The organism is Sphingomonas albertensis, assembly GCF_014358075.1.
GTDB lineage: Bacteria > Pseudomonadota > Alphaproteobacteria > Sphingomonadales > Sphingomonadaceae > Sphingomonas > Sphingomonas albertensis.
The window spans coordinates 16796-31689 of record NZ_JACONT010000044.1 but is presented as its reverse complement, the minus strand read 5'-3'; the positions used below and the strand labels follow the sequence as shown (position 1 = coordinate 31689).

At 66.6% G+C, this 14894-nt stretch carries 15 protein-coding genes; 3 read left to right on the top strand and 12 right to left on the bottom strand.

All coding sequences use genetic code 11. The features are described 5' to 3' along the window. Positions 1-46 precede the first annotated feature (46 nt). The 6 genes from hslO to parE form a co-directional block, all read right to left on the bottom strand. Entirely contained in the window at positions 47-949 is a 903-nt protein-coding gene (gene hslO, locus H8S47_RS16285; RefSeq protein WP_187504832.1) for an Hsp33 family molecular chaperone HslO, read from the bottom strand. Between the two features lie 174 nt (positions 950-1123). Beyond that, positions 1124-2044, bottom strand: a complete 921-nt coding sequence (argF, locus tag H8S47_RS16280; protein WP_187504831.1) for an ornithine carbamoyltransferase — start codon at positions 2042-2044, stop codon at positions 1124-1126. Positions 2045-2185: 141 nt separating this feature from the next. After that, entirely contained in the window at positions 2186-3376 is a 1191-nt protein-coding gene (locus tag H8S47_RS16275; RefSeq protein WP_187504830.1) for an aspartate aminotransferase family protein, read from the bottom strand. A 104-nt stretch (positions 3377-3480) separates the two neighbouring features. Beyond that, positions 3481-3741 carry a BrnA antitoxin family protein gene (locus H8S47_RS16270; RefSeq protein ID WP_187504829.1) on the bottom strand — a complete coding sequence of 87 codons (261 nt, stop codon included), beginning with the start codon at positions 3739-3741 and terminating at the stop codon, positions 3481-3483. Further along, positions 3734-3991, bottom strand: coding sequence for a BrnT family toxin (locus tag H8S47_RS16265; protein ID WP_187504828.1), 258 nt, complete (start codon positions 3989-3991; stop codon positions 3734-3736). Before H8S47_RS16265 ends, H8S47_RS16270 begins: the two co-directional genes overlap by 8 nt. 36 nt (positions 3992-4027) lie before the next feature. Then, positions 4028-6037: a DNA topoisomerase IV subunit B gene (gene parE / locus H8S47_RS16260; protein ID WP_187504827.1), complete on the bottom strand. Its 2010-nt coding sequence runs from the start codon at positions 6035-6037 to the stop codon at positions 4028-4030. A gap of 158 nt (positions 6038-6195) precedes the next feature. Between parE and H8S47_RS16255 the strand changes: the two genes are divergently transcribed. Continuing rightward, positions 6196-7041, top strand: coding sequence for an outer membrane protein (locus tag H8S47_RS16255; protein WP_187504826.1), 846 nt, complete (start codon positions 6196-6198; stop codon positions 7039-7041). Positions 7042-7630: 589 nt separating this feature from the next. On the opposite strand, the gene H8S47_RS16250 is transcribed toward H8S47_RS16255, so the two are convergent. Continuing rightward, a complete protein-coding gene (locus H8S47_RS16250; RefSeq protein ID WP_187504825.1) occupies positions 7631-8362 on the bottom strand; it encodes a GcrA family cell cycle regulator in 732 nt (243 codons plus the stop codon). Between the two features lie 65 nt (positions 8363-8427). Between H8S47_RS16250 and H8S47_RS16245 the strand changes: the two genes are divergently transcribed. Both H8S47_RS16245 and H8S47_RS16240 read left to right on the top strand, forming a co-directional pair. Next, positions 8428-9282: an ABC transporter permease gene (locus H8S47_RS16245; RefSeq protein ID WP_187504824.1), complete on the top strand. Its 855-nt coding sequence runs from the start codon at positions 8428-8430 to the stop codon at positions 9280-9282. Further along, positions 9282-10550 carry a serine hydrolase gene (locus H8S47_RS16240; RefSeq protein ID WP_235982991.1) on the top strand — a complete coding sequence of 423 codons (1269 nt, stop codon included), beginning with the start codon at positions 9282-9284 and terminating at the stop codon, positions 10548-10550. The genes H8S47_RS16245 and H8S47_RS16240 overlap by 1 nt, the downstream gene beginning before the upstream one ends. 153 nt (positions 10551-10703) lie before the next feature. On the opposite strand, the gene H8S47_RS16235 is transcribed toward H8S47_RS16240, so the two are convergent. The 5 genes from H8S47_RS16235 to H8S47_RS16215 all read right to left on the bottom strand — a co-directional run bounded on the left by H8S47_RS16235 (position 10704) and on the right by H8S47_RS16215 (position 14888). After that, the gene (locus H8S47_RS16235) at positions 10704-11276 is read right to left on the bottom strand and encodes a GNAT family N-acetyltransferase (RefSeq protein WP_187504822.1); all 573 of its coding nucleotides are present in this window, start codon (positions 11274-11276) and stop codon (positions 10704-10706) included. Next, positions 11273-12055, bottom strand: a complete 783-nt coding sequence (locus H8S47_RS16230) for a LysR family transcriptional regulator (RefSeq protein WP_187504821.1) — start codon at positions 12053-12055, stop codon at positions 11273-11275. The genes H8S47_RS16235 and H8S47_RS16230 overlap by 4 nt, the downstream gene beginning before the upstream one ends. A 10-nt stretch (positions 12056-12065) precedes the next feature. Further along, a complete protein-coding gene (apaG, locus tag H8S47_RS16225) occupies positions 12066-12464 on the bottom strand; it encodes a Co2+/Mg2+ efflux protein ApaG (RefSeq protein ID WP_187504820.1) in 399 nt (132 codons plus the stop codon). Beyond that, positions 12461-13666 carry a trans-sulfuration enzyme family protein gene (locus H8S47_RS16220; RefSeq protein ID WP_187504819.1) on the bottom strand — a complete coding sequence of 402 codons (1206 nt, stop codon included), beginning with the start codon at positions 13664-13666 and terminating at the stop codon, positions 12461-12463. The genes apaG and H8S47_RS16220 overlap by 4 nt, the downstream gene beginning before the upstream one ends. A gap of 124 nt (positions 13667-13790) precedes the next feature. Then, complete coding sequence (locus H8S47_RS16215) at positions 13791-14888, bottom strand: glycosyltransferase family 2 protein (protein ID WP_187504833.1); 1098 nt, start codon at positions 14886-14888, stop codon at positions 13791-13793. Positions 14889-14894: the final 6 nt, after the last annotated feature.

Here is a 14894-nt window from a genome sequence, read left to right as displayed (position 1 = left end):
ACGACTGCGTCGCGGGCCCCTCCCTCTCCCCTGCAGGGAGAGGGTATTACGCCTCCACCGGCACCGGGAATTTCTTTGCGCAGAACGCGCAGTCGACGACGATGAAGCCGGTTTCGTCCGCCATCAAGCGCCGTTCCTCGATCGGGAATTTCGAGATCACGCCCTCGATATAGTCCGGATCGCAGCGGCACCCGCGGACGATCGGGATATCCGCTAAGATGCGGACGTCCTCCTCCTCGTTGAACAGCCGCCATACCAAGGTCTCCAGCGGCAAGGTCGCGTCGGTCAGTTCGTCCGCACCCATCGTGTTGCCGAGCGTGGCGACATGCTCCCATTCCGGGTGATCGAGCTTGGTGTGGAGCCGCTCGCGGCCATCCTCGCCCTCGGGAAGATGCTGGAGGAACAGGCCGCCGGAGATGCAGCGACCGTCCGGGCCCTTCGCCATGCCGGTGCGGATCATCGTCGGGATCTGCTCGGACTGCGTGAAATAGCTCTGTGCGGCCTCAGACAGCGTGTCGCCGTCGAGGGGCACGATGCCCTGATAGCGCTCGTTGCTGCTCGCCATGTCGAAGGTGATCGCGAGGTAACCGGCGCCGAACAGCGCGAACAGCGACGGCTCGGCGGGGGCTTCGGCGAGCTTGTCCGCGTCGTACTCGATGTAGCCGCGGACCTCGCCGCCGCGGTAATCGCAGACGAGCAGCTGGACGACGCCGTTGTCGGTGCGCGTCTGCATCGTCAGCTGACCGCTGGCGTCCTTCAGCGTCGAGCCGATCAGCGCGGCGAGCGTCAGCGCCTCGGCGAGCAGCTTCTCGATCGCAGGAGGATAGGCGTGCGCGGCGAGCACTTCGTCGAGCGCGGTGCCGAGCCGGACGATCCGGCCGCGGGCACTGCGCGCCGGGATCGCGAAGGCCAGCGCGCGGTCGAGATCGGTCATGTTGGGGTCGTTCATCGGTAAGAAGATGGGGCGTGAGGACGGTGGGTCAACCCGACACATAGCCGTCACCCCAGCGGAAGCTGGGGTATCCCCGTTGGCGGACGTCGCGGCTCGAACCGGGAGATCCCAGCTTTCGCTGGGATGACGGGGGGGGGCAGCTGGCGTAAACGGCGTGTTACCGCTGCCCCTTCAGCCGATCTGGCCGAAACACCAGCGGAGGACCGACTTCTGCGCATGCAGGCGGTTCTCGGCCTCCTGCCAGATCAGCGACTGCGGGCCGTCGATCACCTCGGGCGTCACCTCCTCGCCGCGGTGCGCGGGGAGGCAGTGAAGGAACTTCGCGTCGGGCTTGGCCAGCGCCATCAGCGCGGCGTCGACCTGATACGGGGTCAGCGCGGCGAGCTTGGTCTCGGCATGCGCCTGCCCCATCGAGATCCAGGTATCGGTGACGACGATGTCCGCCCCCTCGACCGCCTCGCGCGGCGTCGACACGATACGCGCCCGGCCCTTGCCCAGCGCCACGTCGGCTTCGGTCGGCATATACCCCTGCGGGCAAGCCGCGACGACATCGAACTGCATCAGCCCGGCCGCCTCGACGATCGAGGCAAGCACGTTGTTGCCGTCGCCGAGCCACGCGACCTTGAGGCCGGGCAGCGCCTTGCCGCTCTCGATGATCGTCAGCAGGTCGGCCATGATCTGGCACGGGTGCGAGGCGTCGGTCAGGCCATTGATGACCGGAACCGACGCGTAATGCGCCATCTCCTCGATCTTGGCGTGATCGTCGGTGCGGATCATGATCGCGTCGACATAGCCCGACAGGATGCGTGCGGTATCGGCGATCGACTCGCCGCGGCCGAGCTGCATCGAGCCGCCGTCGGACACGATCGAGGTGCCGCCGAGCTGGCGGATCGCCATGTCGAACGAAAAGCGGGTGCGGGTGGAGCTCTTCTCGAACACCATCGCGAGCGTGTGGCCGGCGAGCGGCGCGTCGGCGTCGGCGCGGCCCTTGGGGAAGCCGGCGCGGGCCGCCTTGCGGTCGAGTGCGTCGGCGAGCATCGCGGCGATGCCGTCGGCTCCGGCGTCGGTGAGATTCAGGAAATGGCGGGTCATAATATCCTCCCCGGCACGGGGAGGGGGACCGCTTGCAAAGCAAGTGGTGGAGGGGGACCTCCACGGGTGCCGTGCTGCGGGGCGATCCCCCTCCACCATGCTTCGCATGGTCCCCCTCCCCGCGTGCGGGGAGGATTTAAATCAATCGTCGGCAGCCGGCACATACACCCGCGCGGCGGTCGACAGCTTGTCGATGCACTCGGCGATGTGGCTCTCGTCGATCACCAGCGGCGGCAGGATGCGGATGACGTTCTCGCCCGCCGATACCAGCAGCAGATTGTGGTGATCACGCGCGAACGCGACGAACGCGCGGCTGTCGCTCTTCAGCTTTAGCCCGAGCATCAGCCCGGTACCGCGGACGCTGTCGAACAGGTGATCGTGGTTGGGGATCATTTGCTCGAGCCCCTGCCGCAACCGATCACCCATCGCCGTGACGTTGTCGAGGAAACCGTCCTCCAGCATCACGTCGAGCACCGCCTCGCCCGCAGCCATCCCCAGCGGGTTGCCGCCATAGGTGGAGCCATGTGTGCCGGCGACCATGCCCTTCGCCGCTTCCTCGGTCGCAAGGCACGCGCCCAGCGGGAAGCCGCCGCCGATACCCTTGGCGACCGCCATGATATCGGGCGTGATGCCGTACAGTTCGTGCGCGAAGAACTTGCCGGTCCGACCATAGCCGCACTGGACCTCGTCGAGGACCAGCAGCAGACCGTGTTCGTCGCACGCTTTCCGCAGGCCGGTGAGGAACTCGTGGCTCGCCTGGCGGATGCCGCCCTCGCCCTGGATCGGCTCGACCAGGAAGCCCGCGGTGTTGTCGTCGATCAGCGCGAGCGCGCCTTCGAGATCGTTGAAGTTCGCATAGGCGAACCCCGGCAACAGTGGCTCGAACCCGTCGCGCATCTTCGCTTGGTTGGTCGCCGAGATCGTTCCGAGCGTGCGCCCGTGGAATGCGGTGTCGAACGTGATCAGCGTGTGGCGCTGCGGATTGCCGTTGGCGAAATGATAGCGCCGCGCGGTCTTGATCGCGCACTCGACTGCTTCCGCGCCCGAGTTGGTGAAGAACACCGTGTCGGCGAATGTGTTGTCGACGAGGCGCTGCGCGAGATGCTCGCCCTGGGGCGAGCCGTACAGGTTCGACACGTGCATCAGCGTCGCGGCCTGATCGGCGATCGCCTTGGTCAGGTGCGGATGCGCGTGGCCGAGCGCGTTGACCGCGATGCCGCTGGCGAAATCGAGATATTGCTGGCCGTCCTCGCCATAGAGGTACGCGCCCTCGCCTCGGACCGGACGCACGCCACACCGCGGGTAGACGGGCATGAGCGGGGTGATGGTCACAAGCGCTTCCTTTCCGAAACGAGAAGGGCGACCCACTGGCCGCCCGGAACGCCTAATACGGACGCAGGGGGAGACGCGTCAACCTCGGCGGGCGCGCTATCGTGTCAGACTTTAGCTTGCCGCAACGCCTCGTTCATTCGCGACTGCCAGCCGGGGCCGGTGGCCTTGAACTTGTCGAGCACGTCGGGGTCGAGGCGCAGGGTCACGGCCTTCTTGGTAGGCGCGGCCTGCGGCCCGCGGCGACGGACCAGTAGCGCGGCGACCTCGGGCGGCAGCATTTCGGACGCTGGCCGGGCTGCGGCGATCATCTCATCGGTCCAGATCGGATTGTCGTCATAATCCGGCGGTGGCGGGCCCTTACTCATACCGTCTCATCTCCTTCTCATGCGCCCTGCGAAAGCTGATGACCCGCGCGACGGCGCTCGCAACCGTGAAGACGACGCAATATCCTCGGCCGCCGATCCGGCCGCGCGCCAGCAACCTGGTTTCGCCGTAATCGTGCCGATCATCGACATAGATGCTCGGATCGTTATCGAACCCGCGAAATTCAGCCAGCGACAGCCCGTGCTTGGCGATGTTCGCCGCGTCCTTATCTGGATCGAACGTGATCTCCATTTAGCCCCCCGGCTTAAATTGTCAATACGATTTGCGCTAGGCGTCGATCGCTTCCTCGTCCATGCGGCCGGCGTTTTCCTGGATGAAGGCAAACCTGTGGGCTGGGTTGTTGCCCATCAGTCGGTCGACCAGGTCCTTCACCTGCGCCCGCTCTTCATACTCTTGCGGGAGGGTGATGCGGAGCATGCCGCGGGTGGCGGGGTCCATCGTGGTTTCGCGGAGCTGGCTCGGGTTCATCTCGCCGAGGCCCTTGAAGCGGCCGACGTCGACTTTCTTGCCCTTGAACACGGTGCGCTCGAGTTCGGCGCGGTGGGCGTCGTCCCTCGCATAGACGCTCTTAGTGCCGACGGTCAGGCGGTAAAGTGGCGGTTGGGCGAGGTAGAGGTGCCCGCGGCGGACCAGTTCGGGCATTTCCTGGAAGAAGAACGTCATCAGCAGCGTCGCGATATGCGCGCCGTCGACGTCGGCGTCGGTCATGATGACAATGCGTTCGTAGCGCAGCGTATCCGGCGTGCAGTCCTTCCGGGTGCCGCAGCCTAGCGCCAGCGTCAGGTCGGCGATTTCCTGGTTGGCGAAGATTTTGGCGCTGGTGGCGGATGCGACGTTGAGAATCTTGCCGCGGATCGGGAGGATCGCCTGCGTTTTCCGGTCGCGCGCCTGTTTTGCCGAGCCGCCGGCCGAATCACCCTCGACGATGAACAGCTCCGTGCCCTCGGGCGAGTTGGCGGAGCAGTCGGTGAGCTTGCCGGGGAGTCGGAGTTTACGCGCGGACGTCGCGGTCTTGCGCTTGACGTCGCGCTCCTGCTTGCGGCGCAGGCGCTCGTCCATCCGCTCGAGCACATAGTTCAGCAGCGCCTTGCCGCGCTCCATGTTGTGGCTGAGGAAATGGTCGAAATGATCGCGCACCGCCTTTTCGACGAGGCCGGCGGCTTCGGGGCTGGTCAGGCGATCCTTGGTCTGGCTCTGGAATTGCGGCTCGCGGATGAACACCGACAGCATCAGCTCGCTGCCGACCATGACGTCATCCGCGCTGATATCCTTGGTCTTCTTGTTGCCGACGAGGTCGCCGAACGCGCGTAGCCCACGGACCAGCGCCTGGCGAAGGCCCTGTTCGTGCGTGCCGCCGTCGGGGGTCGGGATGGTGTTGCAATACCAGCTGTACGAGCCATCGCTCCAGAGCGGCCATGCGACCGCCCATTCGACGCGGCCCTGCGTCTCGCCGTTCGCGCTCGGGAAATCCTGCGAGCCCGAGAAGAAGTCCGAGGTCGCGCATTCGCGGCCGGCGATCTGGTCGCGCAAGTGATCGGCTAGGCCGCCGGGGAACTGGAACACGGCTTGGGCAGGCGTATCGTCGCCGATCAAGTCGGGCGCGCAGTGCCAGCGGATCTCTACCCCGGCGAAGAGATACGCCTTCGAACGGACGAGCTTGTAGAGTCGCTGCGGCTTGAAGTTCAGTTCGCTGCCGAAAATTTCGGTGTCGGGCGTGAAGGCGACGCTCGTGCCGCGGCGGTTGGGCGTCGGGCCGAGATGCTCGATCGGTCCGAGCGTCTGCCCCTTGGCGAAGCGCTGGCGGTAAAGTTGGCGGTCGCGCGCAACCTCGACGACGGTGTCGGACGAGAGCGCGTTGACCACACTGATGCCGACGCCGTGCAGGCCTCCGCTCGTCGCATAGGCCTTCCCCGCGAACTTGCCGCCCGAATGGAGCGTCGAGAGGATCACCTCCAGCGCGGACTTGTCGGGAAACTTCGGATGCGGGTCGACCGGAATGCCGCGGCCGTTGTCGACGATCGTCAGGCGATTGTTCGCCTCCAGCGTGACCTCGATCCGCGTCGCGTGGCCGGCGACCGCTTCGTCCATCGCGTTGTCGAGCACTTCGGCGGCGAGGTGATGCAGCGCCCGCTCGTCGGTGCCGCCGACATACATGCCGGGGCGGCGGCGGACGGGTTCGAGGCCTTCGAGCACCTCGATCGAGGAGGCATCATAGGTATTGGCGGCGGTCTTGCCGGCGCCGGGCGTCGAGGGCGACGCGAACAGATCTTCAGCCATGGCGCGAGCCTAGCCGGACGCGTTGGACAAAGCCACAGGCTCTGTTTGTTCTCCCTGTTGCGAGAAAGCCACATCGACGCGGATTGTTGTGCTCGCTGCATAATTTTCCGCGATCGGCCGTTTATGAAAAACCTGTCATGAAGTTTCCGGGAGTGAATATGACTAAGACGATGATGGTAGCGCTTGCAGGCGTTGCCGCTTTGGGGTTCGCGGCGCCTGCCGCCGCACAGGACATGACCGACGATGCGCCGTTCAGCGGCGTCTATGTCGGCGGCTCGTTCGGCTATGACGTGCAGCCCAACGACAATGGCGAGTCGATCGCATTCGATCGCAATCTGGATGGCGTCTTCGGTGACACCATCTCGACTGCGACCGTCGCCAACGCCTTTTCGCCGGGCTTCTGCAACGGCCGCGCGACCAGCAACACCGCGCCTGCCGTCGGTGGCCGTGGCTGCCGTAGCGACAAGGACGGCATCGGCTATTCGGCACGCGTCGGCGCGGACTACCAGCGCGGCAACATCGTGGTCGGCGTGGTCGGCGAGTTCGGCAAGAACGAGATCAGCGACAGCGTCTCGGCGTTCAGCACCACGCCTGCCTTCTACACGATGACGCGCGACCTGAAGTGGGAAGCATCGGCACGCGGTCGCCTGGGCTATGCGGCGAACACGACGCTGTTCTACGGCACGTTCGGCGTCGGCTATGCCAACATCGACAACAGCTTCACGACCGGCAACACCGCCAACACCTTCACCACCAATGGTGGCAGCAAGGAATGGGGCATCGTCGGTGGCGGCGGCATCGAGCAGAAGCTGGGTCGCAACTTCTCGGTCGGTCTGGAATATCAGTACCACCAGTATCAGGACAACGACTATCGCGTCCGCGCAGCGGGCGGCCCGACCGGCGGCCCCTTCACGCGCGGCAACGCATCGGGGACGGACTTCCGTCGCAGCTTCGACGATTTCCGCTGGCACAGCCTGCGTGCAACGGCTGCGTTTAGGTTTTGAGGCGCAGGGCGGCCTGCGCCAAGCTGGCGCAGGACTCGCCCAAGCCCGGCCGGCGCGGCTCGCCGCGTCCGACGACATGGGCTTTGCCCATGGCTAGCGTGATATGAAAAAGGCCGCTTCCTCACACGAGGGAGCGGCCTTCTTCTTTTGCGCACTCGGTGCCCCGAGAATGATCCACCCAATCCGTCATCCTGACGAAAGTCAGGACCCAGAGCCAAATACGTCGCCGCTCGGTATCCTGGGTCCTGACTTTCGTCAGGATGACGGGCGTGTTGCGAAGGCATGCCCGCCCCTGTCGCCCTACCGTGACCTAAGAGCATGGTCCGGCGCTGAGCACGTTGGCTTCAGGCCCCTGTTTCCCCGCGAAGGCGGGGAAACAGACTGGGCTCCCGCCTTCGCGGGAGAACAAGGTGAGGGTGCCGCCCCCCGCCATACGAACCACCCCGGCGGAGGCCGGGGCCCAGTTGGGGAACGTTGCCAACTGCAGACTGCGCCTCGTTATTCCCACCTTTCCAACTGGGCCCCGGCCTTCGCCGGGGTGGTTCCTGTTCGCAAAGACCGTTCAATCGCCGAGTGATCTGTATGCCGGTTATCTCGGTCGCGGACCGCCGAACGGTAGCGGTGGCGTCGGACGGCGATCGCGACGCGGCAGCTGTGCCTGGTACGCGTGGCCACAATGATCGACGCAATACGGGAAGCCGGGGTTCACCGCCTTGCCACAGAAGTGGAAGTCGGGCTCGCCGGGATGGCCGAGCGGCCATTTGCAGATGCGGTCGTTCAGTTCGAGCAGGCTCGTCTTGTTCGCCATTTCAGGCGACGGCTTGGCAGGCACGAGACGACGCGGCGGCGCGGGGGTGCTCGGCGGCTGCTGTTCGCCGGGAGCCTGGCGCAGGAAGCCGCCGGGACCGACCGAGCGCAGGATCGGCTGCGGCGCGCGGACGGGCGCGGCAACCGGAGCGACCTCATCCTGGTCTTCGTCGTCCTCGGGCTCGTCGACGACCGGCTCGGCCACGACCGGTGCGGCGGGCTTCGGCGCAGCGGCGACGGGCGGCGCGACGGGCGCCGGCTTGGGCGCTTCGACTTCGACCGGCTCGGGAGCAGGGGTCGCGATCGAGGCCGACGCCTCTGCTGCTGCTGCCGCCTTCGCCTCGGGATCGTTCGGCTTCACTGGGGACGGCCGCGCCTGCAGCTCGAGGCGGTGCGCCTTGCCGATCACGGCGTTGCGGCTGACGCCACCCAGGGCTTCGGCGATCTGGCTGGCGGTCTGGCCGGCCTCCCACATCGTCTTGAGCGTCTGGATGCGCTCGTCGGTCCAGGACATGTTCGTTCCTTAGTCTTCGTCAGCCGGGTTGCGGGCGGCAGCGGCAGCGATTACCCGCAACCCGTATGAGCAGCCAGCCCCCAATCGGTGAAATCCATTCGGCGGTACACTCCGCCCCCGGCGTTCCCGTCATAAAGAGCGTGAACTGGGAGGGACTGCGAACCCTCTATATCAAGGAGGTGCGCCGGTTCTTCAAGGTGCAGCTTCAGACGGTGTGGGCGCCGGCGATCACGACGCTCCTGTTTCTGATCGTGTTCACGATCGCAACGGGCGCGAAAAGCCCGGTGCCGGTCGACGGACAGATCGTCGCGTTCGCCGATTTCATCGCGCCGGGCCTGATCATCGCGCAGGGGATGATGGGCCCGGCGTTCGCCAATGCGAGCTTCTCGCTGCTCGCGGGCAAGATGCAGGGGACGATCGTCGACTACCTCCAGCCGCCGCTCTCCACGGGTGAGTTGCTCGCCGCGCTGGTCGGCGGCGCCGTGACCCGCGCGATCATCGTCGGGATCGTCGTGTGGGCGGCGATGGCGCTGTATCCGGGCGTGCACGTGACGCCGCACGCGCCGCTGGCGATCGTGTGGTTCGGATTGCTGGGCGCGGTGTTCCTCGCGCTGCTGGGCGTGCTGACGTCGATCTGGGCGGACAAGTTCGATCATGCCGCCGCAGTGACCAACTTCGTGATCGCGCCGCTGTCGCTGTTGTCGGGGACGTTCTATTCGGTCGACAAGCTGGCGCCGGCGTTCCGCGCGTTCAGCCATGCGAACCCATTCTTCTATGTCATATCCGGCTTCCGCTACGGGTTCCTGGGGATCGCCGACTCGCCGGTCATGATCGGCGGTATCGTGATCCTGATGATCGATCTGGCGCTGGCCGTGCTATGCTATCGGCTGCTGAAGACGGGTTGGAAGCTGAAGAACTGATGCGTAGGCTCGCACTCTGGCTGATGGCGGTACTGATGGCGTTGCTGCCGGTGGGGGCCTCGGCGCAGAATGTGGCCGACCCGGCGTTGCGGGCGAAGGCGGACGCGCTGGTCGCGATCCTCGATGGGCGCGGCGCGTATGACGCCTATTTCGCTGCGAGCTTTCGCGAGAAGGTGCCGAAGGCGCAATTCGCGACGATCGCCGAGACGCTGAAGGCGACGCTGGGTGCGCCGCAAAAGATCGAGACGCTGACCGCGACCTCGGCATGGTCGGCGGATCTCACCGTCGGGTACGCGCGCGGCACCGCGAGTGTCCGCCTCGTGATCGACCCTGCCGCGCCGCATGCCGCGACCGGGTTGCTGATTACCGGCACGGCCCCGCGTGACGACAGCCTGGCCAAGCTCGAAGCCGAGTTTCGCGCGCTGCCCGGGGCCAGCGGGTTCGGGCTTTACGCGCTTGGCAACGGCAAGCCCGAACCGATCCTCGAATACCGGGCCGATGTCGCCGCACCGCTAGGGTCGGCATTCAAGCTGTGGGTGCTGGCCGAGCTGGCGCGACAGGTGGCGGCGGACGAGCGGCACTGGGCGGATGTCGTCAAGGTCGGGGCGCCGTCCCTCCCCTCCGGCGTGTTGCAGACCTGGCCCGCGGGATCGCCGGCGACGGTGCAGACGCTGGCGACGATGATGATTTCGATCAGCGACAACACCGCGACCGATACGCTGCTGACCACGCTCGGACGCGCGAAGGTCGATGCGATGGCGGAGGCGGGGGCCGGCAGCGTGCCGGTGATGACCACCCGCGAGATGTTCGCGCTGAAGGGCGATCCGGCATTGATGAAGGCGTGGATCGCGGGCTCGGTGGACGAGCGGCGGGCGTTGCTGGTCGACAATGCGGTGAAGATCGCGACGACTAAGCTGGATCCGACCGTGTTCGCAGGCAAGCCGGTGGCGATCGACAGCGTCGAGTGGTTCGCGAGTCCCTCGGCGATGGCGGGGCTGCTGGATCGGTTGCGCGGCGCTGATGCAACGACTCGGGCGGTGCTGGCGGTGAACGCGGGGGTCGATCCGGCGATCGCCAAGCGGTTTGGCTATGTCGGGTTCAAGGGCGGCGGCGAGCCCGGGGTGCTGAGCTTGAACTACCTGGTGCAGGCGAAGGACGGGCGTTGGTATGCCGCCACCGGGAACTGGCACCGGGCGGATGACGCGGTGAACGAGGTGCGGTTCGCGGGGCTTATGGGGCGGGCGCTGGCGCTGCTGGCGGCGCGGTAGGCTTAAGTCTCAGATCAAAGCACCACCCCGGCGAAGGCCGGGGCCCAATTGGGAAACGCTGCTAACGGAGGACACCGCTCCATTATATCCACCTTGCCAATTGGGCCCCGGCCTTCGCCGGGGTGGTGGGACCCGTGGAAACGGCAGCGGCGACTAAGCCCGCCCGGCGGCCTGCCAGCTATCCGCGCACAGTCCGTAGATCAGGCTGTCGCGCAACCCCAGATGCGTTTCCCATTCGTCGCGCAGCAGGCGCTCGCGGCGGAACCCCAGCCGCTCCAGCAACAGGATCGATGCAGTATTCTCGGTATCCGCGTCGGCGAACACGCGTTTGCGCCCTTCCGCGAACAGACGATCGATCACCGCCGACACCGCCTCGCGCGCGATCCCCCGCCCCCAGGCCTCTCGCGCCAGGATGAAACCGATCTCGGTCACCCCTGCCCCATCGGCCTCGCTCCCCGAGACCCAGCCGATCGCACGGTCGTCGCCGGCGCGGGTGATCGCCCAGGTGCGCTGGTTGCCGGGCGCGGCCTCCTCGGCGAGGTAGGTGCGGACGTCATCGACGCTGCCGAGCGGGCCATCGGCGGAATAGGCCATCAGCTCCGCATCGGCGAGCATCGGGTGCAATGCGGGCGCATCGCCCTCGACGAGCGGCCGCAACCGCAGCCGTCGCGTCTTCAGCACCGGCGATACGCCGGCCCGCCGCGGTCTGCGTCCGGGTTGCCTCACGCGGTCAGGGCATCCACGAGCGCGCGGACTTTCTTCTGGCGCCACTGCGGAAGGGGCGCGACCAGCCAGTACCCCCCCTTTGACGGCTGCGACTCGCCGATCAGTCGGACGCGGGCCTGCGCGAGATCGCGGCGGGCGAGCAGTTCGGGCACCGTCGCACGGCCGAGACCTGCCGCTGCGGCATCGATCGCGAGCCCGGCGTCGGTGACGCGGACCAGCGCTACGCCATCCTCACCCGACCACGCGATCACCGAGTCGCTATCCGTGCCGGGCTTGGCGATCGTCACCATGCCCTCAGATTCGAGCGCCTCGCCCTCATGCTCGCCGGGACCATCGCCCCAGCGGATCGCGAGATCGAGATTGGCTTCGGTGAAGTCGACATTCTCGTCGGCGGTGATCAACACGAACCGCAGTTCGGGATCGGCTTCGGCGATCTGCGCGAGGCGCGGCATCAGCCACTTCTCGGTCAGGTCGCGCGGCGCGGCGATCGTCAGCGATTTGGAGGATTGCCCTGCCTGCATCGCGCGGACGGCTTCCTCGAACTGGAGGAACCCGCCGCGGAGCGCGCCGAGGCCGGCCTCTGCTTCAGGCGTCAGTTCGAGCCCGCGCGTGGTACGCCGGAACAGGACGACGCCCAGCGTATCCTCCAGCGCACGAATCTGCTGCCCGACCGCCGCCGGCGTCACCGCGAGTTCGTCGGCAGCACGCGTGAACGACAGATGCCGCGCTGCCGCATCGAGGACGCGCAGGCCGTTGAGCGGAAGATGCGTGCGCTTCATCGCGGGCTCCTCAATGCAGCACCGCGGGGGCGAACAGCGAGAAGCGGGGGATCTCGACGTCGAAGATCGCGCCGTCCTCGCGGACCATGCGGTAATTGCCGTGCATCGCGCCCGACGGCGTCGCCAGCGGGCAGCCCGAGACATAGTCGAAGCTCGCGCCCGGTTCGATCACCGGCTGTTCGCCGACCACGCCTTCGCCCTCGACCGAATGACGCGCACCGCGACCGTCGGTGATCACCCAGTGGCGGGTCAGCAGCTGGACGGTCTCGTCGCCCTCGTTCTCGAGGCGGATGTGATAGGCCCAGAACCAGCGGCCGCGCTCGGGCTCGGACTGTTCGGGGAGGTAGCTGACCGACACGCGCACCGTCACCCCATCGGTCGTCGCCGCGTTGGGGAACAGCGCTTTCATAGACCCGCCTGCCTCAGCGCCTGGTCGAGATCGTCGATCACGTCCTGCGCATCCTCGAGCCCGACGTTGATCCGCAGCAGCCCCTCGGTGACGCCCATCTCGATCTGCTTGTCGGGCGAGACGCTGGCGTGCGTGGTCGATGCCGGATGCGTCATCAGCGAACGCGAATCGCCGATGTTGTTCGAGATATCGACCAGCTCCAGCGCGTCAAGCAGTGCGTGCGCCTGTTCGCGACCCTCGACTTCGAACGCGAAGATCGGCCCGCACGCGTCCATCTGGCGCTCTGCCAGTTCGTGCTGTGGATGGCTTGGCAGGAAGGGATGCAGCACGCGCGGTACGCGGCCTTCGAGGAATTCGCCGACCTTCATCGCGTTCTCGGACTGGCGGTGGATGCGCAGGTCGAGCGTCTCGAGGCCCTTGAGGACCACCCACGCATTGAACGGCGACAGCGTCGGGCCGGTGTTGCGCGTGAACGGCAGCAGCGTGTTGGTTATGAAATCCTCGGTCCCGCAGACTGCGCCAGCGAGTACGCGGCCCTGCCCGTCCATCATCTTAGTCGCACTGTAGGCGGTGACGTCGGCGCCGAACTCCATCGGCCGCTGAAGCGCCGGCGTCGCGAACGCATTGTCGACCACCGTCGTGATGCCGCGTTCGCGCGCGATGGCGCAGATTGCAGTCAGGTCGGCGATGTCCATGGTCGGGTTGGCGGGCGTCTCGAAGAAGAACACCTTCGTTTCGGGCCGGACCGCGTCGAGGAATGCCTGCGGATCGCGGGCGTCGACGATCGTCGTGGCAATCCCGAACTTCGGCAGCAGCGTGTCCGTGAGCCAGCGGCACGAGCCGAACGCCGCACGGCCGCCGACGAGGTGATCGCCGGTCTGGAGCTGACACAGCAGAGCGGCGGTCATCGCCGCCATGCCGGTCGCCATCGTCCGGCATGCCTCGGCGCCCTCCAGCAGCGCGATCCGCTCCTCGAGCATCTGCACGGTCGGGTTCTGCAGGCGGGAATAGGTCATCCCCTCCTGCTCGCCGGCAAAGCGCGCCGCGGCGTCGCCCGCCTTGTCGTAGCAATAGCCCGAGGTGAGGAACAACGCCTCCGACGTCTCGCCATATTCGCTGCGGGCGGTGCCGCCGCGGATGGCGCGCGTCGCGGGACGCCAATTCTGGGTGATCGAACGATCCTGGCCGGTCTTGCGCTTCATGCGCGCCGCTTTGCCGGTGGGGAGCGGCGATGACAAGCCCAGGGACAAGCCTTGCGGGTGTATGCCCCTGTTCCGGCGGCCGTCATTCTCCCCTCCCTGGAAGGGAGGGGAGCAGGCTTCCCCCTTAGTACCGGCCCCAGGTGAATTTCGAGGACAGCGCGTAGTTCCACACCGCGCCGACCAGCACGCCGCTCAGCGCCGACGCCGCCCAGGCGCCGTCGCGCATCTCGTACAGGAACGCCGCGATGCCGACATTGGCGACCGCACCGACCGAGCAGATCACCGCGAACGAGACCCAACCGTCGACCAGTTGCCGCCACCCCTTCAAGCGCCGATCACGATAGGTCAGCGCGTTATTGAGGAAGAAGTTGAACGTCAGCGCGGCGAGCGTCGCGACGATCTCGCCCACCACGAAATTTGCCCCGAACCCGAGGAACAGCGCGGTCAGCACCGCCATGTGGATACCGACGCCGAGTACCCCGATCGCCGAGAACATCGCGAACCGCACCGGCACGACGCGTCCGAACATCCGGTCGTAGATCGCGATCAGATATTCCATCGCGACCACGTGATCGAGCTTGCTCTCGCCCTCGGTGCGGCAGCGGAAGGTGTAGGGGATTTCGACGAAGCGAAGCGGCGTCGGCGACGCGGTAAGCAGGTCGAGCAGGATCTTGAAGCCGATCGCCGACAGCGACGGCGCGAGGCGGCGGACGATATCGGTGCGGATCATGAAGAAGCCGCTCATCGGATCGTTGAGGTCGCATTTCAGCACGCGGCGCGACATCCTGGTGGCGAGCGCGGACTTGGCGACGCGGTCGCTGTCCCACTCGCCGGTGCAGCCGCCGCTGACGAAGCGCGAGCCGATCACCACGTCGGTCTCTTCGTTTTTCAGCAAATCGAGCATCGCCGGCAACAGCGTCTCGTCGTGCTGGAGATCGCCGTCGATCACCGCGACGACTGGCGCGGCGGTAGCGCACATCCCCTCGATGCACGCCGACGACAGCCCGCGGCGGCCGATCCGCTGAATCACGCGCACGCGCTTGTCGAGCCGGGCGATTTCGCGGGCGGCGTCGGCGGTACCGTCGGGACTGTCGTCGTCGACGAAGATCGCCTCCCAGTTTTGCCCAGCCAGCGCCTGGTCGAGCTTGGCGATCAACGTCGCGACATTGGCCTTCTCGTTGAATGTGGGGATGACGACCGCGAGTTCGAGAAGGTCGGCTATCACAAG